Source organism: Halorubrum aidingense JCM 13560, from assembly GCF_000336995.1.
In the GTDB taxonomy this organism is placed as follows: Archaea; Halobacteriota; Halobacteria; order Halobacteriales; family Haloferacaceae; genus Halorubrum; species Halorubrum aidingense.
In genome coordinates this window covers 1-21381 of the sequence record NZ_AOJI01000032.1, presented here as the reverse complement: position 1 = coordinate 21381, position 21381 = coordinate 1, and the positions used below count along the sequence as shown (strand labels likewise).

The window sequence follows — 21381 nt, the reverse complement described above, 5'->3', positions numbered from 1 at the left end:
CGTTTCAGTCGAGACCGGCACCAGTCGAGGGCGACCGGGCCGGTCCCGCAGCATCGGTGTGAATCGCGCGTAGCGACCGGAACGGTCGCTTCAGACACAGGGAGGTCCGATTTCTGGTATGCGACCCGGAGTCCGCCTCGTCAACGTCGAGTGTCAGCGACAGCGTCGGAGAACGTCAGGATCGATCAAATAAAAATTTATTCGGAATCGAGTTAATAGTTCGGCAACTTTAAGAGTGCAGACGACGAAAGGGAAGTATGAGCATCGAGACAGTACTGCTTGCGGTCGGGACCGAAGACGAAAAGCGGACCGAACAGCTCGCGAAAGAGGCGATCGCGGTCGCGGAGCCCGCGGGCGCGGAGGTCGTGTTGACGCACGTGTTCACGGACGACGAGTTCGACGGCGTCAGATCGCGACTCGGCGTCGAGGACACGAGCGAGGGGTCGACGCCGGACGCTGTCGCGGAGCGACACACGACGATCCGCGAGCTCGCGAAGGCGCTGGACGCCGCGGGAGTCAGCTACAGCGTGCGCGGCGCAGTCGGCGACCACGCCGGCGAGGTCGTGGCGGCGGCGGAAGCGGTCAAGGCCGACCGCGTGGTCGTCGGCGGGCGACAGCGGTCGCCGACCGGAAAGGCCGTCTTCGGGAGCGTGGCACAGGACGTCATCCTCTCGGCGCCGTGTCCGGTGACGTTCGTGCGCGAAGTGGCGGCCTGAGGTCGCAGATCACGGTGCGGTATCGCCGAAAGCGTCCCGCTTAAGTAACGCCGGTCCGCGCGTTTACCCGATGTACTACGTGGGCGTCGACCTCGGCGCGACGAACGTCCGGGCGGTCGTCGGCGACGAGACCGCGACCGTTCTAGGCGGTGACTCACAGGGGACCCCCCGCGGACCGAACGGGATCGCCGTGACTGAGGCCGTATTGAGCGTCGTTCGCGGCGCGTGCGCCGAGGCGAACGTCGACCCGTCCGCGGTCGTCGCCGCCGGGATCGGGTCTATCGGACCGCTCGACCTCGCGGCCGGCGTCGTGCAGGGGCCCGCGAACCTCCCGGACACCGTCGAGCGGATTCCGCTCGTCGGCCCCGTCTCACAGCTACTCGACACCGACGAGGTCCACCTCCACAACGACACCGTCGCGGGCGTGATCGGCGAGCGGTTCCACGCCGAGGCCAACCCCGACGACATGGTGTACCTCACGATCTCCTCGGGGATCGGTGCCGGCGTCGCCGTCGACGGCAACGTCCTCTCGGGATGGGACGGCAACGCCGGGGAGGTCGGGCACATGACCGTCGATCCGCACGGCTTCATGACCTGCGGCTGCGGGCTCGACGGCCACTGGGAGGGGGACTGCTCGGGCAACAACATCCCCAAATACGCCCGAGAGCTTCACGAGGAGGACCCGATCGAGACGGTCCTGCCGATCGAGGACCCGGACTTTTCCGCGGTCGACGTGTTCGAGGCGGCCGGCGAGGACACCTTCGCAGACCACGTCATCGCGCAGATCGCCCACTGGAACGCGATGGGGATCGCCAACGTCATCCACGCGTACGCCCCGCTCGTGGTGAGCGTCGGCGGCGCCGTGGCGCTCAACAACCCCGAACGGGTGCTCGATCCGGTCCGCGAGAAGCTCGCGGAGATGGTGTTTATTAACGTCCCGGAGGTCCGGCTCACGGATCTCGGCGACGAAGTCGTCGTTAAGGGAGCGCTCGCGAGCGCGCTCACGGGAGGAACCGGAGACCGATCGCGTCTCGACTCGGCGTCGAAGTGAGTCGGCGGCGTCAGTCCTCGAACTCGGTGAGTTCCGGCTTCGCCGTCGAATCTATCGTGTCCCGCGTGTCGAGGTACGCGTCGCGATACCGCCAGATCTTCCGCAAGAGGATATACCCGAACGCGCCCTGAAACGCGACGACGAACAGGAACAGCGCGACGAGCCGTGGCAGGCCGAGAAGCGCCGATATCGCAGTCGTGATCGGGCCGACAAGCGTGTTGTACAGCGCGTGGATCACGGCGGCGATAACGAGCCCCTTCACCACGATCGGGCCGCGGTCGGCCGGGTTGAACTTGGCGAGCCCGAGATAGTAGCCGGCGAACGCCGAGTAGATGACGTGGCCCGGGCCGGCTAACGCCCGGATCGCAGCGATACCGTCGCCAGCACCCAGCGCGGCGATACCGAAGTTCAGTTCCTCCAGTTCGATGGTCTGAGCGATGTACACGAGGTTCTCGATAACGACGAAGCCCAATCCGGCGATAGCGCCGTACACGGCGCCGTCGATAACGGCGTCGAACCGGTCGTCGGTGTACGCGTACAGCCGAACTGCGAGCAGCTTCACCGTCTCTTCGACGGGACCGACGACGACGAAAAAGAAGACGACGAGGCCGACGAAGCCGAGCGGCTCGAAGTACGGCTGCGCGAGACTGTTGAGGATCGCGGCGAACGTCGCCGTCAGGATGGAGAGGAGAAACGTGGCCACGAGCAGGGAGAGCGGTTCGCCGGTCGTGACGTCCGAGACGTAGACGTACGCGGCGAGACCGAGCGCCGGGACGGCGGACAGCCCGACGAGCATCGCGACGGTGCGGTCGAAGACGAGCCCGAGTCCGAACGACCCGAGAATGAGAAGCAGCCCGACGAGCGCGACGAACACTACCAGCGCTTTCGTCGAGCGGGTGATGAGCCAGTACAGCGCGACAGAGAGGCCGTCGAGGGAGGTTCGCTCCTCCCACGTGGCGATGTCGTAGAGGTCCCGGTCGTCGTCGGCGCGCGACTGGATCGGGTCCGACGGGGATGACATACACCCGCGTTCGAACCGCGGCGACTTAAGCCGTGTCCGGATCGGCGCCGGAGGCGGCGGTCGCGAGGCGGCGAGCGGCCCTCGTCGATCGCCGCGAGCCGATGGGATTGAAACCGCGGCCCGCGAAGTGAGAGTATGCACTTCGACGGACGGACCCAACAGGCCCTCCGCGAGGCGGGGCTCGACGCGGCGGCGATCGCCACGGTTTCCGACCGCGTCGCCGAACTGGTCGCAGACGACGCCGACCGACTGCGCGAGTTCTTCGCCGCCGACGGCCCGTACCACTCGGACATGGAGTTGGCTCACAGCACGGCCGCGGTACAGGAGCACGCGACCGCCGATATCGACGTATTCACTCACGGGAGCGACCTCCGGGGCTACCTCTCGCTCGACGGCTGGGGCGTTCCGATCGAGGGCGGTCGGATACTGCGGTCGGCGGGGGAGACGCCGGTTCTCGTCGAGCTCTCGCTGGGGCCGACGATCCACGACCGCGTCCGGTTCGCGCGCGATCCCGAGGAGCTATGACCGCGACCGTCCGCGTGCGCGGAATCTACGCGACCGCGCTCACACGACTGCTGTCGGCCGCCGGCTACGACGTCGTCGACGCGTCGCCGCCGATCCGCCGACGCTTCGACATCGAGTTCGAGAACGCACCGCCCGACGCCGAGGTGGCGACGACGGCGGACAGGCAGGGAGTCGGCGTGAGCGGCGATCCGGACGCGGTCGACGCGCTGCGCGACCGGTTGACTGGCGTGGGGATCGACGCGATGGCGTGGCCGGATCCGACCCCACCGGGTGCCGTCCTCGACGGCGAGGTATCGGAGACCCTCGGCGGCGGCGCGGTCGTCGACCTCCGGGTCGAAGACTCCAGCGGCGGCACCGCGACCGCGGAGGGATACCTCCCCTACGGTAGCGTCGACGGCCGCGTGGAGACGGGAGACGCGGTCCGAGTGCAGGTCCGCGAGTCCGCGGCGCCCTGGACGGACCGGCGCCCGGAGCTGTCCGGAGAGCTACGCGCCGGCGGCGGGCTCGTCGCGCTCGAACCGGGGTCTGGCACCCGCGTCGACGTCCGAGACGACGACGCCGCCCGGGAGCTCGCGGGGATGGTCGAGTTACTCGGCCTGGAGCCGCCCGAGGGGTGGCGCGCGGTGTGGAAACCGCCCGCGATCGACGCCGGGACCGACGCGCTCGAAACCGGGCTCCGGCTGGCGGTCGAGGCCGCGGAGGCGCTCGACGCGCTCGCCGCGGACGACGCGGCCGAGGGGAGCAGCGGACGCGACGGTGACGGCGTGGGAACCGTCGGCGTCCTCGACGATCGGAGCAGCTTGCGAGACGAGCCGCTCACGAGCCCGAACGCGGGCGTGTGGATCTGGTTCGGACGTGAGAGCCGGTTCGCGCTCGACGACCGGCGGCGAGAGGTCACCGCGACGATGCCGGGCCATCACNTTCACGAGCCCGAACGCGGGCGTGTGGATCTGGTTCGGACGTGAGAGCCGGTTCGCGCTCGACGACCGGCGGCGAGAGGTCACCGCGACGATGCCGGGCCATCACCGCGTGAAGGCGGGAGCCGCCGACGCGTCCGCCGGCGTCGACCTCGCCGAGGCGCTGTGTGACCCGTCTCCCGACGCCGCGTTCCCCTTCGGCGTCGTGACCGACGCGTTCGGCCCCGCCGAGGGCGACGCGATCCGGATCGAACACGGCAAGCCCGACGGGCGACTCATCACGCTGGGCGAGGGAGCGGTGACCGCCGTCGACCCCGACGGCTCGGTCACCGTCGAGCGCGAGATGACCGGCGGCGGCACCTACGACGGGCTCGACGTGCCGCGCGAGGCCGGCGACGTCGCCGTGACGAGCTTCAAAGAGGGCCGGTGGTGGTACCCGACGACGTACCGCGGCCGCGACGGGACGGTTCGCGGGACCTACGTCAACGTGTGCACGCCGGTGGAGGTGTTCCCCGACGCCGCGCGGTACGTCGACCTCCACGTCGACGTGATGAAACACCCGGACGGCACCGTCGTGCGGGTCGACGACGACGAACTCAGGGAGTCGGTGGCGGCCGGGAACACCCCGGAAGCGCTCGCCGAGAAGGCTCGAAGCGTCGCGTCCGCGCTCGAAAACGCGCTCTGAGGACGAAGCGGTACGCTGGTTGGAAATGGGTTCGCGATCTGTGGCGCAAAAGCGGTTCGCAGACTCAGAAGTGGTTCGCGGCTTCGGTCTCGTGTTTGAGTTCGCCGCCGCGGCCGCCTTCCACCGTGGAGGCGCCCTGATCGCCCGAGGAGGCGCTTCGGACGGTGACGTTCGTGACCTCGTCGAAGTCCATGATCAGGTCGCGGCGAATGTTGTCGGCCGTGATGTTCGAGATGCCACAGCCCGAACAGGTGCCGCCGAGTTCGACGACGACCTCGCCGGTCTCGGGGTCCGCCTCGCGCACGACGCTCGTGCCGCCATGCATCTGGATGATCGGCATCTGTCCGACCATCCACTGTTCGACTCGCTCTGCGAGGCTCTCGTCGCTCATTGGCTACGCTTCGCACCCGAACATATGGAAGCTTGCGGTTTGCGAGCACGGCGAGGCGGCGAAACGAACTGTGTCATCGTCGATCCGGCTGAAGCGGCAGCGCGCGAGACGCCGCCCGGCGCCGGCTCGACACCGGACGGACGGCGTCCACGACGAAGACGACGGTTAGCCGTCCCTATCGAGCGGTTCGTTCCGGTCGGTCGCGTCGCGCTCAGCCGGATCGTCCGGGCCGTCGGCCGCGGACGCCTCACTCGGAAGCCGGGTCGGATCCGCGGGATCGTCGCCGTGCATCGAATCGTCCCGCTCGAGCAGGTACAGGAGGGGACCGAGCGCGGCCAACACGAGGACGCCCGGGAGCGGCGCGTCCGGGACGAGAAGCGAAGTCGTCAGCGCGGCGCCAGCGGTGATCACGACGAAGCCGGCCCACAGCGCCGGCGACCCGAGGTCGACGCCGACGCGCGCGGCGTCGCGGTAGACGAGCCCGGCGACGAGCAAGGTCGCGACGACGGCGGCTCCGCCGCCGAGAACGGTGAGAATCGACATACGACGTGTTCGGCCGAGAGGCGAAAAAGGGTGTCGCGAGCGAGCGGCGCGCGGGCGGGCCGAGCGGCGCGTAACAGGCGATCAGACCGAGCGACTACGGCGCCTCGCCCGTCTCGATACTGAAGGAATCGCGGGGGTACGCGACGCAAGTCAGAGTGTAACCGTCTTCCAGCTCCGCTTCTTCGAGCATCTGCTGGTTGTCGTGTTCGACGAAGTCTTCAGACGGGCCGTCGGTGATGTGCCCGGCACAGGAGACGCACTGACCCTGGCGGCAGGCGTACGGGAGGTCCCACCCCTCGTCTTCGCCCTGTTCGAGGACCGTCTTGTTGTTGGCGAGTTCGACCGTCTCGCCCTGTTTGACGAACTCGACGTCGAAGTACTCGACCTCGTCTTCGGGGATGTCGGCGGGGCCGGCGCTGGCCGCGCTCCCGTCCTCCAGTTCGCCCTCCTCACCGTCGCCGCCGGCGGGGATCGCGCCGCCGCCGCCACCGCCGCCGATGGCTCGGTTGCCGGGTTCCGGGAAGTCTGTCTCGGGGACGGCAGCCGCGCGGTGTTCGAGCACCTCGTCCGAGATGTCGGTGGTCGGCTCCCACCCAGTACCCTTCAGCGAACTGACGAGGACGATAGTCAGCGTCGCGACCGCCGCAATAACGATCGCGAGCGGGTTCACGATCGCCACGAGCACGATCGCCAGTGGGTTGAGCATACGAACGGATATGAAGAGGTGGTTTAAGGCCGTTTTGATCGGTCCAACGCCGTGAGAGCCCGATCGTCGCGCTCGATCCGGCCTCCGCCGTGCGCGACACGCGCCAGCGTCAAACAGAACGGTCCATTTATCGGCCGAGCGGTCGACTAAACCCCCATGCAAGTGAAATCCCGGCACCACCTCCGGAGCGACGACATCGACACGATCCGCGAGGCGGTCGGCGACCACCTCGGCGTGGACATCGACGGCGACGCCTTCGAACTCGTCGAGTTCGTCGACGCGAACTACGAACTCGTCTTAGTCGACGGCGAGCCCGCGGTGTTTTACGTCGACGACGACGAGCCGTTCCTCACCGTGCGGGGCGCGAACAACTACGAACCCGAGATGGGTATCGTCACCGTCGACGCTGGCGCCATCTCGTTCGTCTCCGACGGGGCCGACGTGATGCGGCCCGGCATCGTCGAGGCCGACTCGGCGATCCGAGCGGGCGACCTCGTCGTGGTCGCAGAGGAGACACACGAGAAGGTGCTCGCGGTCGGTCGCGCGCTGGTCGACGGCGACGAGATGGTTGGAGACAGCGGAAAGGTCGTCGAGTCGATCCATCACGTCGGCGACGAGCTGTACGAGTTTTCGGCCTGAGCAGGCTCGGGCGCGCGCGACGGCCAATTCGATGTCGCTGCGGTCGCTCCGCGCCTTTTAATCGGCTCGCCCGCGACCTCCGTGGTAATGACCGGGATTCGGGTGCTGAGCTACAACGTCCGTTACGCCAACCGCGGCGACCATCACGACGCGTGGCACGACCGCCGGGACGCCGTCGGCCGGCTCGTCCGGTTTCATCGGCCCGACGTCGCCGCGTTTCAAGAGCCGCTCCCCGAGCAGCGCCGTGACCTCCGCGAGCGGCTCCCGGGCTACGAATTCGTCGGGCGAGGGCGTAACGCGGGCGGAGGCGGCGAGGGGTGCCCGATCGCGGTCCGCGACGATCGCCTCGAGATCGCCGCCGCCGACACATTCTGGCTCTCGGAGACGCCGACCGAACCGTCGACCGACTGGGACGCGGCCCACCCGCGGATCGCGACGTGGGCCCGGGTTCGAGGGCGCGAGGGCGACGCGGAGCTGCTCGTGGTGAACACGCACTTCGATCACGTGAGCGCTCGCGCGCGACGCGAATCGGCCCGCCTCCTCCGCGAACGGCTCTCCGCGCTCGCCGCGGGCGAGTCGGCGACGGCCGGCGAGCCGCTGCCGGTCGTCTTCGTCGGCGATCTCAACTGCACGCCGGGATCGGCGCCGCACCGGATCCTCCTCGGCGACGACCCAGACGGTGAGGTCGGCGACGAGCGTGCCGAAACCGTCGCGCTCCGCGACGCGGCCGCCGTCGCCGACCTCCGACACGGGCCGGAAACCAGCCTCACCGACTTCTCACGGCTGATCGACGGTCGGCGGATCGACCACGCGCTGATCTCTCCGGGCGTCGACGTCGAGGCGTTCGCGACCCTCACCGACCGCGACGATCGGGGGCGATACCCCTCCGACCACCTGCCGATTCTCGCACGAGTGGTTCCGTAGCCCGATCGCTACTCCGCGTCGGACTCGTCCGCGTACTTTTCGAGGACCGTCTCGTAGCCGCGCTTGGCCGTCTCGTACGTCTCCCGGAGGTCGGCGATCGGCGTCTCCGTCGCGTCGACGCGGAGATCATTGTAGTAGGGCGCGTCCGTCTCGTCGTCCGCGGTGGTGCACACGAGGAGCGCCGCCGACTGAACCGTGAGGTCCTCGCGTCTGTCCCCGCCCGCTTCGTGTCCCGCGGCGAGCGCGTCGATCAGTCGTTCCGCGAGCGGCGCCTCGCCGTGAGCGTCCGACTCGTAGGCGGCCGCGGTGTCGTCGATCACCGACTCGCCGGTCAGGAGGTTGCCGGCGACGGTGTAGTTCTCGCCGACGACGTGGCCGTACCAGTCGTTACACTCCTCGCCGGAGAACGCGAACGTCCCGTCGGCGTCGACGCCGTGGAGCTGCCGCTTCCGCTTGCCGTCGTCGGCGTTCAGGAGGGCTTCCAGCGCGTCGTCGACCGCGACCCCGTCGCCGAGGTACTCGATACCCTTCCGACCGAGGTCGACGTTGACGAGCGACTGAGTGGCTACGGCGCCGTCCGACGAGGCGAACGGACACAGCGTCCCGACGCCGGGGAGCCGAGTCGTCACGGCGACGCCGAATCGGACCTGATCGCCGCCGTCGTCGTCGGTGTACCGCTCGCGAACGCAGATGCTGAACGTCACGCGCACGACTCGGGGTGCCGGCCGCAAAAGGCTACGCACCGGGGGCGATGGTTCCGGTTTCGGCGGTACACAGGCCCAGAACCAGCCGATGCCGTCGCGGAGCGACACGGCATGGGGCATGGCAACCAGCGACACGCTTATCAGTGTGAATCCCTCTCATACATATAGCCTCGGTTACGGGCGAACGGTGACCCGCGACGGGTCGACCTTGACGGACGCGGCGATCACGGCTCGATGAGCCGTCGTTTCAGGCACGCCGAGCCGTGCGGCCGCGCGCCGGGACACCGACGCGACGCGGCCCCGCGAGTCCGATCGCGCCCGTCCGAGCGACACAGAGACCGATACAATGTCAGACCGACACACGCTCGAACGGCTCAGCGAGGAGTACCGAACGACCGTCCCGGACGACCTTCGGGAGTCGCACTCGTTCGACTGGTACCTCGACGAGCTGTACGAGGATCCCCGCGTCGCGCGCAACGCCCACCAGCGGATCGCCGACATGTTCGACCACTACGGGACGCGGTACGACGAGGAGCGCGGCGTCGTCGAGTACGCGCTCGCCGCCGACGACCCGCTCCACGACGGCGAGAACGTGTTCTACGGCCGGGAGGTCCACGAATCGATCCACGAGTTCGTCAACAAAGTGAAATCGGGCGCCCGCAGGCTCGGCCCCGAGAAACGGATCAAGCTCCTCTTAGGCCCCGTCGGGTCGGGGAAGTCACACTTCGACTGGCTCACCCGCCGGTACTTCGAGGCGTACACGCGCGAGGACGCCGGGCGGATGTACACCTTCCGGTGGGTCAACCTCACCTCGGTGATAGACGACCAGGACCCCGACGACGACGTCGTCCGCTCGCCGATGAACCAGGACCCGCTCGTGCTCCTCCCGCGACCGCAGCGCGAGGCCGTAATCGAGGACTTGAACGAGCGGCTCGACGCCCCGTACACCCTGCGGAACGATCAGCACCCGGACCCGGCCTCGGAGTTCTACCTGAACGAACTCCTCGCGCGCTACGAGGACGACCTGCAGGCGGTGCTCGACGAGCACATCGAGATCATCCGGCTCGTCGCTAACGAGAACCGGCGGGAGTGCATCGAGACGTTCGAGCCGAAAGACAAGAAAAACCAGGACGAGACGGAGCTCACGGGAGACGTCAACTACGCGAAGCTCGCGGTGTACGGCGAGTCCGACCCGCGCGCGTTCGATTACGCCGGGGCCTTCTGTAACGCTAATCGGGGGCTGTTCTCCGGCGAGGAGCTGTTAAAACTCCAGCGGGAGTTCCTCTACGACTTCTTACACGCCTCTCAGGAGTCGACGATCAAGCCGAAGAACAACCCTCGGATCGACATCGATCAGGTGATCGTCGGCCGGACGAACATGCCGGAATACCGCGAGAAGACCGGCGACGAGAAGATGGAGGCGTTCAACGACCGCACCAAGCGGATCAACTACCCCTACGTGTTGGAGTACGATAGCGAGGCGGCTATCTACCGGAAGATGCTCGATAACGCCGACGTCCCGAACGTTCACGTCGAGCCGCACGCGCTGGAGATGGCCGGCCTCTTCGGCGTGCTCACCCGGCTGGAGGAGCCGACGGACGAGACGGTGAGCCTGCTGGACAAAGCGAAGGTGTATAACGGCGAGCTGGAAGACGACGAGATCGACCGGCGGAAGCTCCGAGAGGACGCCGCCGAACGGGCCGACATCGGCGAGGGAATGGACGGGGTCTCCGCTCGGTTCATCGGCGACGAAATCGCCGAGGCGATCATGGACGCCACCCACCGCGACCGCGGCTACCTCTCTCCGCTGTCCGTGTTCGACCACTTCGAGGCGAACCTCGGCGGGCACGGCTCGATCGCCGAAGACGACCTCGACCGCTACGAGCGGCTGCTGGAGGTCGTTCGCGAGGAGTACCGCGAGCGCGCCATCGAGGACGTCCGGCACGCGCTCGCGTACGACGTCGACGAGCTCCGCCGGCAGGGCGAAAAGTACATGGACCACGTGATGGCGTACATCGACGACGCCACCGTCGACGACGAGCTGACGGGCCGGGAGACGGAGCCCGACGAGACGTTCATGCGCGCGGTCGAAGAGCAGCTCGACGTCCCCTCGGACCGGAAAGACGATTTCCGCCAGGAGGTGTCGAACTGGGTCTCCCGGCGGGCCCGCGAGGGACGCGGGTTCGATCCGCAGGAAAACGACCGGCTCCGACGCGCCTTAGAGCGCAAGCTGTGGGAAGACAAAAAACACAACATCAACTTCTCCGCGCTGGTCTCGGCGACGGACATGGACGACGAAGAGCACAGCGCGTGGGTGGACGCCCTCGTCGATCGCGGCTACTCCGAGGAGGGTGCGGGGGAGGTGTTGGAGTACGCGGGTGCCGCCGTCGCCCGCTCTGAGATCGAAGACGGTGGGAGCTGAGATGACTGACCGCAACCGACCGGACGGCGAGGCGTTCGTTCGCGACGCCGACGAAACCCTTCGCGGGGCGTACGATCCCCCGATGAGTCTCGAGGAGTACGTCGATCGTGTTCTGGAGAACCCGGTCGCGGCCGCCTCGGGGGCGCGATATATGCTCGCGGCGATCGAGTCGCAGGGGACCCGCGAAGTTCGCGAACACGGCGAACGGAGAGCGCGCTACCGCTTCTTCGACGACCCGTGTAACGACGGAGAACACGCCGTGTTGGGGAACACCGCCGTGTTGAACGGGTTCGTCGACGACCTCCGGGCCGCCGCCGCGGGCCGCGGAGGCGACGAGACGATAGTGTGGATCGACGGGCCGACGGCGACGGGCAAATCGGAGTTCAAGCGCTGTCTCGTGAACGGGCTCCGAGCGTTCTCGAAGACCGAGACGGGCCGACGGTACACCGTCGAGTGGAACGTCACCGGGGCGGGGTCCGGACTCGGCGGAGTAGGAAGCGGCCGGTCGCTGTCGTACGGCGAGGGCGGCGACGCGTCGGCCTGGTACCGCAGCCCGGTCCAGAGCCACCCCCTGTCCGTGTTCCCCGCCGACGTCCGCGAGTCGATCGCGGACGCCGTCGACGACGTCGCCTACCCGATCGCCGCCGACACCGACCTCGATCCCTTCAGCCGGGAGGCGTACGATCACTTGGAGTCGACGTACCGCGAGGAGGGACGCCGGGACCTGTTCTCGGCGATCACCGACCGAACCCATCTCCGGGTGACGAGCTACATCGTCGACATCGGCGAGGGGATCGGCGTGCTCCACGCCGAAGACGACGGAAGCCCGAAAGAGCGGCTCGTCGGATCGTGGATGGGCGGTATGCTTCGCGAGCTCGACTCGCGCGGACGGAAGAATCCGCAGGCGTTCAGCTACGACGGCGTGCTCTCGCAGGGGAACGGCGTCGCCACGATCGTCGAGGACGCCAGCCAGCACGCGGACCTCCTGCGACGGCTGCTCAACGTCCCGGACGAGCGCCGCGTGAAACTCGACAAGGGGATCGGCATGGATCTGGACACCCAGCTGATCGTCATCTCGAACCCCGATCTGGACGCTGAGCTGGACCGACACGCCGAACGCGAGGGAGCGGACCCGCTGAAAGCGCTCAAACGCCGTCTCACCCGCCACGAGTTCCGATACCTCACGAACCGCCGGCTGGAGGCGGAGCTGCTCCGCCGGGAGGTCGGCGGCGTGAACGGGACCCCCACCGTCGACGGAGTGGGTCGTCTCGACGACAGCAACGTCAAAGACGGCGGCGTCGAAGACGGCCGGCAGCGGCGAACCGCCGACCTCGATCCGACCGACGCGGCCCTCACCGCTGACGTTCGCGGTGACGACGGGACGGTGACCGAACGCGAGCTCGCCCCGCACGCGATCGGCGCTGCGGCGCTGTACGCGGTCGTCACGCGGCTCGACGCGGAGGACCTCCCGACAGAGATCGACCTCGTGGAGAAAGCAGAGTTGTACGAGACGGGAACGGTCCGCCGCGAGACCTCCGACAAGAGCGAAGAGCAGATCGGGATCGAGGACATCGACGTCGGCGACGGCGACGGTCGGAACGGGATCCCGGTCACGTACGCCCGCGACGTGATCGCCGACCTGCTCGGGTCGGACGCCGACCGGTGCCACCCCACGCTCCCGGTCGAGCGAGTGATCACCCCGACAGACGTGCTCGACGCGCTGGCAGACGGACTGGCGGACGCGCCGGTGTTCTCGCGGTCGGAAGTCGCGGAGTTCGAGAGCCGTCGGGCTCCCGTTGCGAAGCGCGTCCGCGAGCGCCAGCGCAAGGACGTCCTCGACGCGATCCTCGCGGACGCCACCGTGTCACCGGCAACCGTCGCAGAGTACGTCGAACACGTGTACGCGTGGGACGCCGACGAGCCGGTCGAAACGGAGCGCGGTCCCGCGGAGGCAGACGCGCTCGTGATGAAAGTGTTCGAGACGGAGACGCTCGGTCGGTTCGACGAGGACGACTACCGCGGGACCGAGCCCGGACAGGCGGTCGAGACGTTCCGACGCGAGCGCGTTATCCGGGCGCTCACCCGCTACGCGTGGCGGAATCGCGGGGACGAGTTCAGCGTCGACGACGTCGACCTCGGGGAGGTCCCCGAACTGCGATCCGTGCTGAACGCGAACGAGCTCGCGGACGTCAGACGCCGGTTCCCGGACCTCGATCCCGCCGAGTGGGCCGCCCCGCCGGCCGATACCGAGACGGAGCGCGTGAAGGCCGAAGCGATCGACCGGCTGGTCGAGCGCGGGTACAGCCGCGCGTCGGCCGAGCTGACGAGTCGCGCCGTGATGCGTGACGCCCGCGACGAGTGGGCCGAGCTGGCTACCGACGACGGCGCGGTGTCCGACCGGGAGGGCCGGAATCACCGCCGGAGCGGGGGCGAGAACGGAGGTGATCTCTCGTGGGACTGACCGACGACCGCGAGCGCTTCCGCGAGGTGGGCGAGGAGCGGCGCGAGGATCTCTCGGAGTTCATCACCCACGGGAACCTCGGCGGCTCCGATCCGGATCGGGTTCGGATCCCGATCAAGATCGTCGACCTCCCGTCCTTCGAGTACGACCGACGCGACGCCGGCGGCGTCGGACAGGCGTCCGGCGGCCAGCCGCAGCCCGGTCAGCCGGTCGCTCCCGAGCCGGGTGACGGGGAGGGGGACCCCGGCGAGGAGGGCGGCGACCACGAGTACTACGAGATGGACCCCGAGGAGTTCGCCCGCGAACTCGACGAGGCGCTCGGGCTGGACCTCGAACCGAAGGGGAAACGCGTCGTCGAAGAGGTGGAAGGCGAGTTCACCGACACCGCCCGCACCGGTCCGAAGGGAACCCTCGACGTCGACGAGTTCTTCAAACGCGGGTTGAAGCGACACCTCGCGACGGACTTCGACGAGGCGTACGTCCGCGAGGGGCTGTTCGTCGCGGGTGCAGACGTCGACGACGTGTTCGCGTGGGCGCGTGGAAACTCCGTTCCGGTCTCTCACGCGTGGATCGCCGACGCGGCGGCGACCGTGGCCGCGGAGCGAGACGAACCGATCGCCGCGCTCGATCGGTGGGCGAGCTTCGACGAGCTAGACGACGCGGTCGATCCCGAGCCGGTGAGCCACCGGATCCGACGAGACGGGATCGACAGCGTCCCGTTCCGTCGGGAAGACGAGCGGTACCGTCACCCGGAGGTGATCGAGAAGCGCGAGCGCAACGTCGTCGTCGTCAACGTCCGCGACGCGTCCGGCTCGATGCGCGAGACGAAACGCGAGCTCGTCGAGCGAGTGTTCACGCCGCTGGACTGGTACCTGACAGGCAAGTACGACGCCGCGGAGTTCCGGTACGTCGTCCACGACGCGGAGGCGTGGGAGGTCGACCGCGGGGAGTTCTTCGGGGTCCAGTCGGGCGGAGGCACCCGGATCTCCAGCGCGTACGAGCTCGTCGCGGAGATCCTGGAGGAGTACCCCTACAGCGAGTGGAATCGCTACGTCTTCGCCGCTGGCGACTCCGAGAACGCCGGCAGCGACACCGCACAGTCGGTGATCCCGCTGATGGAGTCGATCGACGCGAACCTCCACGCGTACGTCGAGACCCAGCCCGGCGGCGCCGCCTCGAACGCCCGACACGCGGACGAAGTGGAGGCGGCGTTCGACGACGCCGACGACGTCGCCGTCGCGCGCGTCTCGGCGCCGGAAGACGTCACCGACGCCATCTACGAGATCCTCAGCACCGAGTCGGCGGCCGACGGCACGAGCGCCGGCAAGGCCGCCGCCGGGCGAACAGACGGGGGTGAAAGAACGTGAGAGACGAGCGTGCCGAAGCGAAACGAGAGGCCAGAACACTCGACGAGCCGGCCCAAGAGGCCCGCGAACTCGCGGAGCGGCTCGGCTTAGCGCCGTATCCCGTCCGATACTGGGTCGTCGATCACGACGAGATGAACGAACTGATCGCCTACGGCGGGTTCCAGCAGCGGTACCCGCACTGGCGGTGGGGGATGAACTACGACCGCCAGCGCAAACAGGATCGGCACGGGCTCGGGAAGGCGTTCGAGATCGTCAACAACGACGACCCGAGCCACGCGTTCCTCCAAGAGTCGAACACGGCCGCCGACCAGAAAGCCGTGATCACCCACGTCGAGGCGCACGCCGACTTCTTCGCGAACAACCGGTGGTTCGGCCTGTACGCCGACCGCGGCGAAGGGGGCCCGAACGCCGCGGCGCGTCTCGCGCGGAACGCCGACCGGATCGCCGCGATCATGGCCCGACCCGACGTCGACCGCGACGCCGTCGAGCGGCTGATCGACGCCGTCTCGGCGCTCGAGGACACGATCGACCAGCACAGCCCGGTCGACGCCGCCCGATCGGCGGACGGGCCGGGGATCGATGCCGACGTCAACGACGACGGAGACGACCCGCTGGCCGCGGTCGAAGCGCAGATCGACGAGTTGGACCTCTCAGAGGCGGTGCGCCGAGACGTCTTCGACGACGAGTGGCTCGACGCCAGAGGCGAGGACGTCGAACCGGAAGACCCCCGTCCGGACGTGCTCGCCTTCCTGCGCGACCACGGGAAACGGTACGACCCCGAGAGCGGAAAGGCGGTCGGGCGCGAGCCGTGGGAGACGACCGTCATCGACGCGCTCCGCGAGGAAGCGTACTACTTCGCCGGCCAGAAGTCGACGAAAGTGCTCAACGAGGGATGGGCGACGTACTGGGAGTCCATCATGATGGGCGGAGAGAGGTTCGCCGGCCCGAACGAGTTCCTCACGTACGCCGACCACATGTCGCGAGTGCTTGGCTCACCCGGGCTCAACCCGTACAAACTCGGATTCGAGCTGTGGACCCACGTCGAGCTACAGGCCGCCCGCCGCGACGTGATCGACAAACTGCTCCGCGTCGCGGGCGTGACGCCGGAGACCTTCCACTCGCGGGTCGATCTCGATGCGGTCGCCGAGGCACTCGACCCGCATCCCGCTATCGCCGGTGCGGGGCCGGCGACGCTCGACGAGTTGGCCGATCTCGCTGCCGAGGGGGACCCACGGGTGGATGCCGAGACCGTCGACCGGGCGCTCTCGGCGCGAGACGCCGCGACCGGAGACGCTTCCGAGGACGCACCCGACGACGCGCCAGATATTGAGCGCTATCCGTGGAAGCTGCTCACCCGCGAGGGGCTCGCGGAGCGGCATTACGTCCTCTCGCGGCCCGAACACCGCGGCGCGCTCCGATCCGTTTCCCGAGAGACGCTGGCCGAGCGGGCGCGCTACATGTTCGATGTGGACCGATACGCGACGGTCGAAGAGGCGCTTGCCGACGTGGACCGGACGGCCGGCTGGGAGCGGATGCTCGAGGTGCGCGCGAGCCACAACGACGTGACGTTCATCGACGAGTTCCTCACGGAGGAGTTCGTCCGCGAGCGGAACTACTTCACCTACGAGTACAGCCGAGCGGCCGAGGAGTACCGGGTCGCCAGCGTCGACGCCGACGACATCCGTCGGAAGCTCCTCTTGCGGTTCACGAACTTCGGGAAGCCGACGGTCGTCGTCCTCGACGGCAACTTCCGGAACCGCGGCGAGCTCCTCTTAGGCCACCGGTACAACGGCGTCGCACTCGACGAAGCGTCCGCGAAAGCGACCGTCGAGCGCGTCTTCGAGCTATGGGGCCGACCGGTGAACCTCGCGACGATCCGCGTTGAGTACTCCGAGGAGGCGATCCGGCGCGCCAAGCGTCGCGGTCGCGAGCCGGAGGGCAAGGAGGTCGGCGTCCGATTCCAGTACGACGGCGGCGAGGTGACAGAACACGACCTCGACCCGGAGATCAAAGACCGGATCGCGGCCGACGAGATCGACTACGACACGAAGCCGGACGACTGGTTGGCGTGAGCGGCAGTCGCGGGCTCAGACGTTCGCGAGAATCTCCGAGACCGCCTCGATCTCGTCGTCGTTGATCCCGTGGCCCATTCCCTCGTAGATCCGAACGTCGACGTCGGCGCCGAGCGCCTCCAGCACCTCGGCCGTCTCGTGGACGCGTTCCTCGGGAATGTGCGGGTCGACGTCGCTACAGCCGAGAAACGCCGGGGTCCCTGCGAGCGCGTCGGTCGGATCGGTGACCCCGGCGTCGGCCGCGGTGCCAACGTAGTCGTCGACGGCGATCGAATCACCGATCAGCCCGCCGCTGAGCACCGCGAGTCCGCCGTACCGCGCCGGGTTGCGCGCGACGAACTCGCCGGCGAGACACGCGCCCTGTGAGAAGCCGCCGACGAGCACGCGCTCGGCGTCGATCCCCGCGTCCGTCGCGGTCGCGACCGCGCGACCGACCGCCCGCAGTCCGGAACTGCGTCCGGGTTCGTTGTCCGTGACGGGCGAGAGAAAGGAGTTCGGATACCAGGTGTTCGCGGCCGCCTGCGGGGCGAGTATCGCGACGTCGCGGTCGCCGACCACCTGTGTACCGAGTTGGAGCACACTCCGTGCGGTCGCACCGCGACCGTGGACTAATACGATCGCGGCGTCGGCGTCCTCGACCGGTTCCCCGTGGGTGGCGATCAGTTCGTCACCATGCGGGTCGTGTCCGGGAGCCGGCGTCCGGCCGCTCATACGCCGACTCCCGCGTCGGCGTCGGGGAGGTCGTGTTTATTGACCGGAAGGCCGAGTTCCTCCAAGGCGGCCTCCATGTGCCGGTCCTGTGCGAAGTCGGCGCCGTCCTCTTCTCGGAGCCGCTGAGCGGTCGCGAGTACCTCCCCCTTGCGATCGTCGGGGATCTCGTACTTGTCCGAGGAGAGTTCGATGACGAGCCCGTTGTTGTCTCGCGTGTAGATCGAGTGGAATATCCCCCGGTCAAAGACGTTGTACCCCTTTCCGGCGTCTTCCAGTGCGCGCATGATGTCCTCGTACTCGTCGGGGTCGACGCTGAAACAGAGGTGGTGGACCGCGCCGGTTCCGGGACGTTGCCCGCGCGCGGACGGGCGGTCATCGCTTACGAAGAACGTCAGGATTCGACCGTCGCCCGTGTCGAAAAAGAGGTGCGTCTGCGAGGGGTCGTCGAGGTTCGGTTGCCGCAAGACGAGCGGCATCCCGAGCAGGTCTCGGTAGAAGGCGATCGTGTCGGCCTCGTTGCTTCCCCACACGGTGACGTGATCGGTACCGGTGGTGTGAAACGGTGCGTCCGGCCGCTCCGGAGTGACCGGAGCCGCAGGTTCGTCGCTCATGTCACCGCATACGAGACGGCCGCCAATAAACACGAACGGGACCACTGGGTGATCAGCTAACACTGGTGTTATCGGGACCGCCGGTGCGACGGCTTCCGGCCGAGCACCAGCCGACCACAAAACGAACTGCTTAATCAACCCGATTAGAGCAGATCGAGTATGGAACTACTGCTTCACTCCGGGATCGAACACCCGAACACGCTTTGGATCGCCGTCTCCGCGACTATCGCGTTCGGACTCGGCCTCGGTATCGGTGCATACGGACGGACCGTCTCAGACCGCTTCACCGAGACGACCGAAGAAGCCAACTGAGCGCGAGCGTCAGATCACGACGAAGACCCTACGAGCGCTGCCAAACCGGCGGTGCGACGCCGAGCGCACGGACCACGGGAGGGTACGCGACCGCGATCGCGATGACAAGCGCCATCGACGGAAAGATCCCCAGTTCGCCCAGAAACCGCTCGGCGATCGCCAGCGAAACGAACATCGCAACGAACATCACGCCCCAATGGGGGGCGAGCTGACGTATCTTCTCCGTCGTCGAAGTCATACCGTCACCAAGAACCCTAGACGCGATAGTTTGTCGGTCGTCGACAGGCCGGTTGGGGAGACGGAACTCTCGTAAAAGGGGATAATAAAACCGCGGTAGATGTGTCAGTATCTCGACGGAATGAACGCCACACCGAGGAGCAATATCGCCGAGAACAGACTGAGTATCACGACGCGGAACAGACCGCTGTTGTACTGGTTGAACTGCTCGATCTGATTCGTTTGGGCTTCGTACGCCTCCATATCACTCGACAGTGTGAGCGTCGACGCGTCGGGGAAGTGCGCGATGAAGTCCGTCTCGCCGATCGTGATCGTCGCCCCCTGTTCGACCTCGATCGTGTTGGTCTGCGTCCCCTCCCAGACGAGGACGGCCTGGTCCGACGTGACCTCATCGACGGTGACAGTCTGGTTGTCGTACTCGAAGGCGTCACCGGTCGCATACGACTGCTCTTCAGGCGCCGGGAAGTATTCTTCTGCCGGTACGAGCGTCGTCTCGCCGTTTTCGGTCACGGCGACGTACTCGCCGTCGTCGCGTTCGATCGTCTCGTTGTCCGCGGCGTCGTCACTTTCGAGAATCGCTTGCCTGTCAAGCACCTCGACGAGCGTGAACTCACTCGGGTCCTCACCGGTTATTTCCACGCGCCACTCACGATCGCCGAGCTCAACAGTTGACTCGTTCGCCCACGTTTCCGAGAGTTGCGCCGACTCTTCCTGCTCAAGCGTACCAGTCACCGATCCGTCGCTCTCCGAGATGCCGGCGACGGTGTACGATTCACCGTCGGCTTCAACGGTGTCACCCTCTGAAACCTCAAAATCGGGGTTCTCAAACCCAATTTCCGGGGTATCGGCCGTCACAGTGAGGACACCCGCCCCACCTGCGAGCAGAACAAAGAGTGCGACGTACACGGCCACAGCGCGTCGTTGCATGGTTTTAGTGTGGGTCACCCGATGTATAATGGTTACTAAGCCGCGCTCACAGTGCACGAACCATCGCTGATTCGAGCGGGCAGCTGTCGAGGATCACCCACAAGAACGCGTCGTACGAGCGGCCCACCGCATCCGGGTGCGATAACAAGCAGGCTCGTGTTTATTACAATAATGATTGAGTCAGTACAACCCACATTGAGAGCATATATTCAGAAGTATCGTAGGACAGTTCTGAGCGCTGATGGGGACAATAGCACTTTACTTGTGGAGCCAAAAATAACCGCAATGGCAGATTCCGAAGGGGAAGCCCCGCCGGAGGTCCTCGACAGCAAGCGCGACGCGACACGGTACCAGGTGCTCGTCGAAATCGCTGCGCGCCAGCCCGCGGTGAGCCAACACGAGATCGCCGAGGCGATCGGAGTCACCTCGCAAGCTGTGAGCGATTACGTGCGCGATCTCGTCGAGCACGGCTATGTAAAGAAGGGGGGGCGGAGTCGATACGAAGTGACAAAAGAGGGAGTTGATTGGTTGATATCCCGCACCGATAGCCTGCAAACGTACCTCGATCGCGTCAGTTCCGATGTCCTCGGGAGCGTCGACGTCGATGCCGCGATTGCGATGGCCGACATCGACGAGGGGTCCGAAGTCGGACTCGTGATGCGCGACGGTGTGCTCCACGCTAATCCCGCAGGCGGGACCGCGAAGGCAGTCACAGTCACTGGCGCAGCAGCAGGGGAGGCCGTTGGCGTTGCCGATTTCGAAGGAATGGTCGATTATGAGACGGGATCCGTGACGGTGATACCCGTCCCGCCAGTCACCGACGACACACCTCTCAACCCTGCAGTCGTCACTGAAGGGCTGTCGAGTGATACCCTGCTCGCGGTCGCCGGCACGGAAGCGTACGCGCTCGTAGCACGCAGCGACCGCCGACCTGATATTCGCTTCGGCACAGTCGACGGGGTCGCCGAGGCGGCAGTACGGGGGCTCGATATCCGGCTAGTCGTCGTCGCCGATCAGCTCCCGCAGCACACGGCCACGCTTCGCGACGAGAACATCCCGCACGAAGTGCTCGACCCGATCGATCTCTGAGCACACTAGCTCCCGGTAGAAGGAGAGGCACCCGCTACCGGATGGAAACACAAGACGCGGACGTAAGTGTAATTACCGACCTACCGGACGCTCGTGTCCTGGTCGCGAAGTGAAAAGCCAAGGGCCGGATTTGAACCGGCGTTGGGCGGCTCTGCAGGCCGCTGCGTCTGACCAGACTCTGCCACCTTGGCGCCTATCGGACGTACCGCAGTTGGGCGTTTAAGCCTAGCGGTCGCGGTGTGGGTGTGTTGACTCCTCTACGCTCTCGCTCGCTCTATAAATACAAACAGCCCACGGACGCGATGTCCGTGGGCTGTGTCTGGGAGATGTCTCCCGATGAATGGGTAGGC

Annotated in this window: 20 protein-coding genes, 1 tRNA gene and 1 pseudogene; 12 read left to right on the top strand and 10 right to left on the bottom strand. The window is 67.1% G+C overall.

Going from position 1 to position 21381, the window contains the following annotated elements:
- The first annotated feature begins 257 nt into the window (after positions 1 to 257).
- Positions 258 to 716, top strand: coding sequence for a universal stress protein (locus C461_RS13165; RefSeq protein WP_008002025.1), 459 nt, complete (start codon positions 258 to 260; stop codon positions 714 to 716).
- A gap of 70 nt (positions 717 to 786) precedes the next feature.
- Positions 787 to 1767: an ROK family protein gene (locus tag C461_RS13160; RefSeq protein WP_008002024.1), complete on the top strand. Its 981-nt coding sequence runs from the start codon at positions 787 to 789 to the stop codon at positions 1765 to 1767.
- Positions 1768 to 1777: 10 nt separating this feature from the next.
- Here C461_RS13160 and C461_RS13155 read toward each other — a convergent pair whose 3' ends face one another.
- Positions 1778 to 2788: a PrsW family intramembrane metalloprotease gene (locus C461_RS13155; protein WP_008002023.1), complete on the bottom strand. Its 1011-nt coding sequence runs from the start codon at positions 2786 to 2788 to the stop codon at positions 1778 to 1780.
- Positions 2789 to 2923: 135 nt separating this feature from the next.
- Here C461_RS13155 and C461_RS13150 point away from each other — a divergent pair, with 135 nt between their 5' ends.
- Together C461_RS13150 and C461_RS16310 are read left to right on the top strand one after the other, a co-directional pair.
- Positions 2924 to 3313: a DUF7532 family protein gene (locus tag C461_RS13150; RefSeq protein WP_008002022.1), complete on the top strand. Its 390-nt coding sequence runs from the start codon at positions 2924 to 2926 to the stop codon at positions 3311 to 3313.
- 891 nt (positions 3314 to 4204) lie between these two features.
- Positions 4205 to 4915 (top strand): annotated as a pseudogene (locus C461_RS16310) (DUF402 domain-containing protein); the annotation flags it as partial.
- A 64-nt stretch (positions 4916 to 4979) separates the two neighbouring features.
- On the opposite strand, the gene C461_RS13140 reads toward C461_RS16310, so the two are convergent.
- From C461_RS13140 to C461_RS13130, 3 genes are all read right to left on the bottom strand, one after another.
- Positions 4980 to 5306, bottom strand: coding sequence for a NifU family protein (locus tag C461_RS13140; RefSeq protein WP_008002021.1), 327 nt, complete (start codon positions 5304 to 5306; stop codon positions 4980 to 4982).
- A 165-nt stretch (positions 5307 to 5471) separates the two neighbouring features.
- Complete coding sequence (locus C461_RS13135) at positions 5472 to 5849, bottom strand: hypothetical protein (protein WP_008002020.1); 378 nt, start codon at positions 5847 to 5849, stop codon at positions 5472 to 5474.
- A 94-nt stretch (positions 5850 to 5943) separates the two neighbouring features.
- Positions 5944 to 6555 (bottom strand): 2Fe-2S iron-sulfur cluster-binding protein, encoded by a 612-nt coding sequence (locus C461_RS13130; protein WP_008002018.1) that lies wholly within the window; start codon positions 6553 to 6555, stop codon positions 5944 to 5946.
- 156 nt (positions 6556 to 6711) lie between these two features.
- Between C461_RS13130 and C461_RS13125 the strand changes: the two genes are divergently transcribed.
- Both C461_RS13125 and C461_RS13120 read left to right on the top strand, forming a co-directional pair.
- Positions 6712 to 7194, top strand: coding sequence for an RNA-binding protein (locus C461_RS13125; RefSeq protein ID WP_008002016.1), 483 nt, complete (start codon positions 6712 to 6714; stop codon positions 7192 to 7194).
- An 87-nt stretch (positions 7195 to 7281) separates the two neighbouring features.
- Entirely contained in the window at positions 7282 to 8118 is an 837-nt protein-coding gene (locus tag C461_RS13120) for an endonuclease/exonuclease/phosphatase family protein (RefSeq protein ID WP_008002014.1), read from the top strand.
- 8 nt (positions 8119 to 8126) lie between these two features.
- Here C461_RS13120 and C461_RS13115 read toward each other — a convergent pair whose 3' ends face one another.
- Positions 8127 to 8822 carry a DUF1028 domain-containing protein gene (locus C461_RS13115; protein ID WP_049906668.1) on the bottom strand — a complete coding sequence of 232 codons (696 nt, stop codon included), beginning with the start codon at positions 8820 to 8822 and terminating at the stop codon, positions 8127 to 8129.
- A 346-nt stretch (positions 8823 to 9168) separates the two neighbouring features.
- Between C461_RS13115 and C461_RS13110 the strand changes: the two genes are divergently transcribed.
- The 4 genes from C461_RS13110 to C461_RS13095 are packed head-to-tail and all read left to right on the top strand — an operon-like array spanning position 9169 to position 17144.
- A complete protein-coding gene (locus tag C461_RS13110) occupies positions 9169 to 11244 on the top strand; it encodes a PrkA family serine protein kinase (RefSeq protein WP_008002010.1) in 2076 nt (691 codons plus the stop codon).
- Position 11245: 1 nt separating this feature from the next.
- Entirely contained in the window at positions 11246 to 13705 is a 2460-nt protein-coding gene (locus C461_RS13105; protein ID WP_008002008.1) for a serine protein kinase PrkA, read from the top strand.
- Positions 13696 to 15072 carry a DUF444 family protein gene (locus C461_RS13100; RefSeq protein WP_008002006.1) on the top strand — a complete coding sequence of 459 codons (1377 nt, stop codon included), beginning with the start codon at positions 13696 to 13698 and terminating at the stop codon, positions 15070 to 15072. The genes C461_RS13105 and C461_RS13100 overlap by 10 nt, the downstream gene beginning before the upstream one ends.
- On the top strand, positions 15069 to 17144 hold the full coding sequence (locus tag C461_RS13095) for a SpoVR family protein (RefSeq protein WP_008002004.1): 2076 nt from the start codon (positions 15069 to 15071) through the stop codon (positions 17142 to 17144). The genes C461_RS13100 and C461_RS13095 overlap by 4 nt, the downstream gene beginning before the upstream one ends.
- Positions 17145 to 17159: 15 nt before the next feature.
- On the opposite strand, the gene C461_RS13090 is transcribed toward C461_RS13095, so the two are convergent.
- On the bottom strand, positions 17160 to 17855 hold the full coding sequence (locus tag C461_RS13090; RefSeq protein WP_008002002.1) for an alpha/beta hydrolase: 696 nt from the start codon (positions 17853 to 17855) through the stop codon (positions 17160 to 17162).
- On the bottom strand, positions 17852 to 18466 hold the full coding sequence (locus C461_RS13085) for a VOC family protein (RefSeq protein ID WP_008002000.1): 615 nt from the start codon (positions 18464 to 18466) through the stop codon (positions 17852 to 17854). The genes C461_RS13090 and C461_RS13085 overlap by 4 nt, the downstream gene beginning before the upstream one ends.
- A 159-nt stretch (positions 18467 to 18625) precedes the next feature.
- Between C461_RS13085 and C461_RS15885 the strand changes: the two genes are divergently transcribed.
- Positions 18626 to 18778, top strand: a complete 153-nt coding sequence (locus C461_RS15885; RefSeq protein WP_008001997.1) for a hypothetical protein — start codon at positions 18626 to 18628, stop codon at positions 18776 to 18778.
- A gap of 28 nt (positions 18779 to 18806) precedes the next feature.
- Here C461_RS15885 and C461_RS13080 read toward each other — a convergent pair whose 3' ends face one another.
- Positions 18807 to 19016, bottom strand: coding sequence for a hypothetical protein (locus C461_RS13080; protein ID WP_008001996.1), 210 nt, complete (start codon positions 19014 to 19016; stop codon positions 18807 to 18809).
- Positions 19017 to 19120: 104 nt separating this feature from the next.
- Positions 19121 to 19927 carry a hypothetical protein gene (locus C461_RS13075; RefSeq protein WP_008001995.1) on the bottom strand — a complete coding sequence of 269 codons (807 nt, stop codon included), beginning with the start codon at positions 19925 to 19927 and terminating at the stop codon, positions 19121 to 19123.
- A 300-nt stretch (positions 19928 to 20227) separates the two neighbouring features.
- On the opposite strand from C461_RS13075, the gene C461_RS13070 reads away from it, so the two are divergent.
- On the top strand, positions 20228 to 21031 hold the full coding sequence (locus C461_RS13070; protein WP_008001993.1) for a DUF7839 domain-containing protein: 804 nt from the start codon (positions 20228 to 20230) through the stop codon (positions 21029 to 21031).
- Between the two features lie 115 nt (positions 21032 to 21146).
- Here C461_RS13070 and C461_RS13065 read toward each other — a convergent pair.
- A tRNA-Cys gene (locus tag C461_RS13065) sits at positions 21147 to 21222 on the bottom strand.
- Positions 21223 to 21381: the final 159 nt, after the last annotated feature.

Coding starts and splice junctions, on each gene's coding strand:
- C461_RS13165 (WP_008002025.1), top strand. CDS start 258: ATGAGCATCGAGACAGTACTGCTTGCGGTCGGGACCGAAGACGAAAAG.
- C461_RS13160 (WP_008002024.1), top strand. CDS start 787: ATGTACTACGTGGGCGTCGACCTCGGCGCGACGAACGTCCGGGCGGTC.
- C461_RS13155 (WP_008002023.1), bottom strand. CDS start 2,788: ATGTCATCCCCGTCGGACCCGATCCAGTCGCGCGCCGACGACGACCGG.
- C461_RS13150 (WP_008002022.1), top strand. CDS start 2,924: ATGCACTTCGACGGACGGACCCAACAGGCCCTCCGCGAGGCGGGGCTC.
- C461_RS13140 (WP_008002021.1), bottom strand. CDS start 5,306: ATGAGCGACGAGAGCCTCGCAGAGCGAGTCGAACAGTGGATGGTCGGA.
- C461_RS13135 (WP_008002020.1), bottom strand. CDS start 5,849: ATGTCGATTCTCACCGTTCTCGGCGGCGGAGCCGCCGTCGTCGCGACC.
- C461_RS13130 (WP_008002018.1), bottom strand. CDS start 6,555: ATGCTCAACCCACTGGCGATCGTGCTCGTGGCGATCGTGAACCCGCTC.
- C461_RS13125 (WP_008002016.1), top strand. CDS start 6,712: ATGCAAGTGAAATCCCGGCACCACCTCCGGAGCGACGACATCGACACG.
- C461_RS13120 (WP_008002014.1), top strand. CDS start 7,282: ATGACCGGGATTCGGGTGCTGAGCTACAACGTCCGTTACGCCAACCGC.
- C461_RS13110 (WP_008002010.1), top strand. CDS start 9,169: ATGTCAGACCGACACACGCTCGAACGGCTCAGCGAGGAGTACCGAACG.
- C461_RS13105 (WP_008002008.1), top strand. CDS start 11,246: ATGACTGACCGCAACCGACCGGACGGCGAGGCGTTCGTTCGCGACGCC.
- C461_RS13090 (WP_008002002.1), bottom strand. CDS start 17,855: ATGAGCGGCCGGACGCCGGCTCCCGGACACGACCCGCATGGTGACGAA.
- C461_RS13085 (WP_008002000.1), bottom strand. CDS start 18,466: ATGAGCGACGAACCTGCGGCTCCGGTCACTCCGGAGCGGCCGGACGCA.
- C461_RS15885 (WP_008001997.1), top strand. CDS start 18,626: ATGGAACTACTGCTTCACTCCGGGATCGAACACCCGAACACGCTTTGG.
- C461_RS13080 (WP_008001996.1), bottom strand. CDS start 19,016: ATGACTTCGACGACGGAGAAGATACGTCAGCTCGCCCCCCATTGGGGC.
- C461_RS13070 (WP_008001993.1), top strand. CDS start 20,228: ATGGCAGATTCCGAAGGGGAAGCCCCGCCGGAGGTCCTCGACAGCAAG.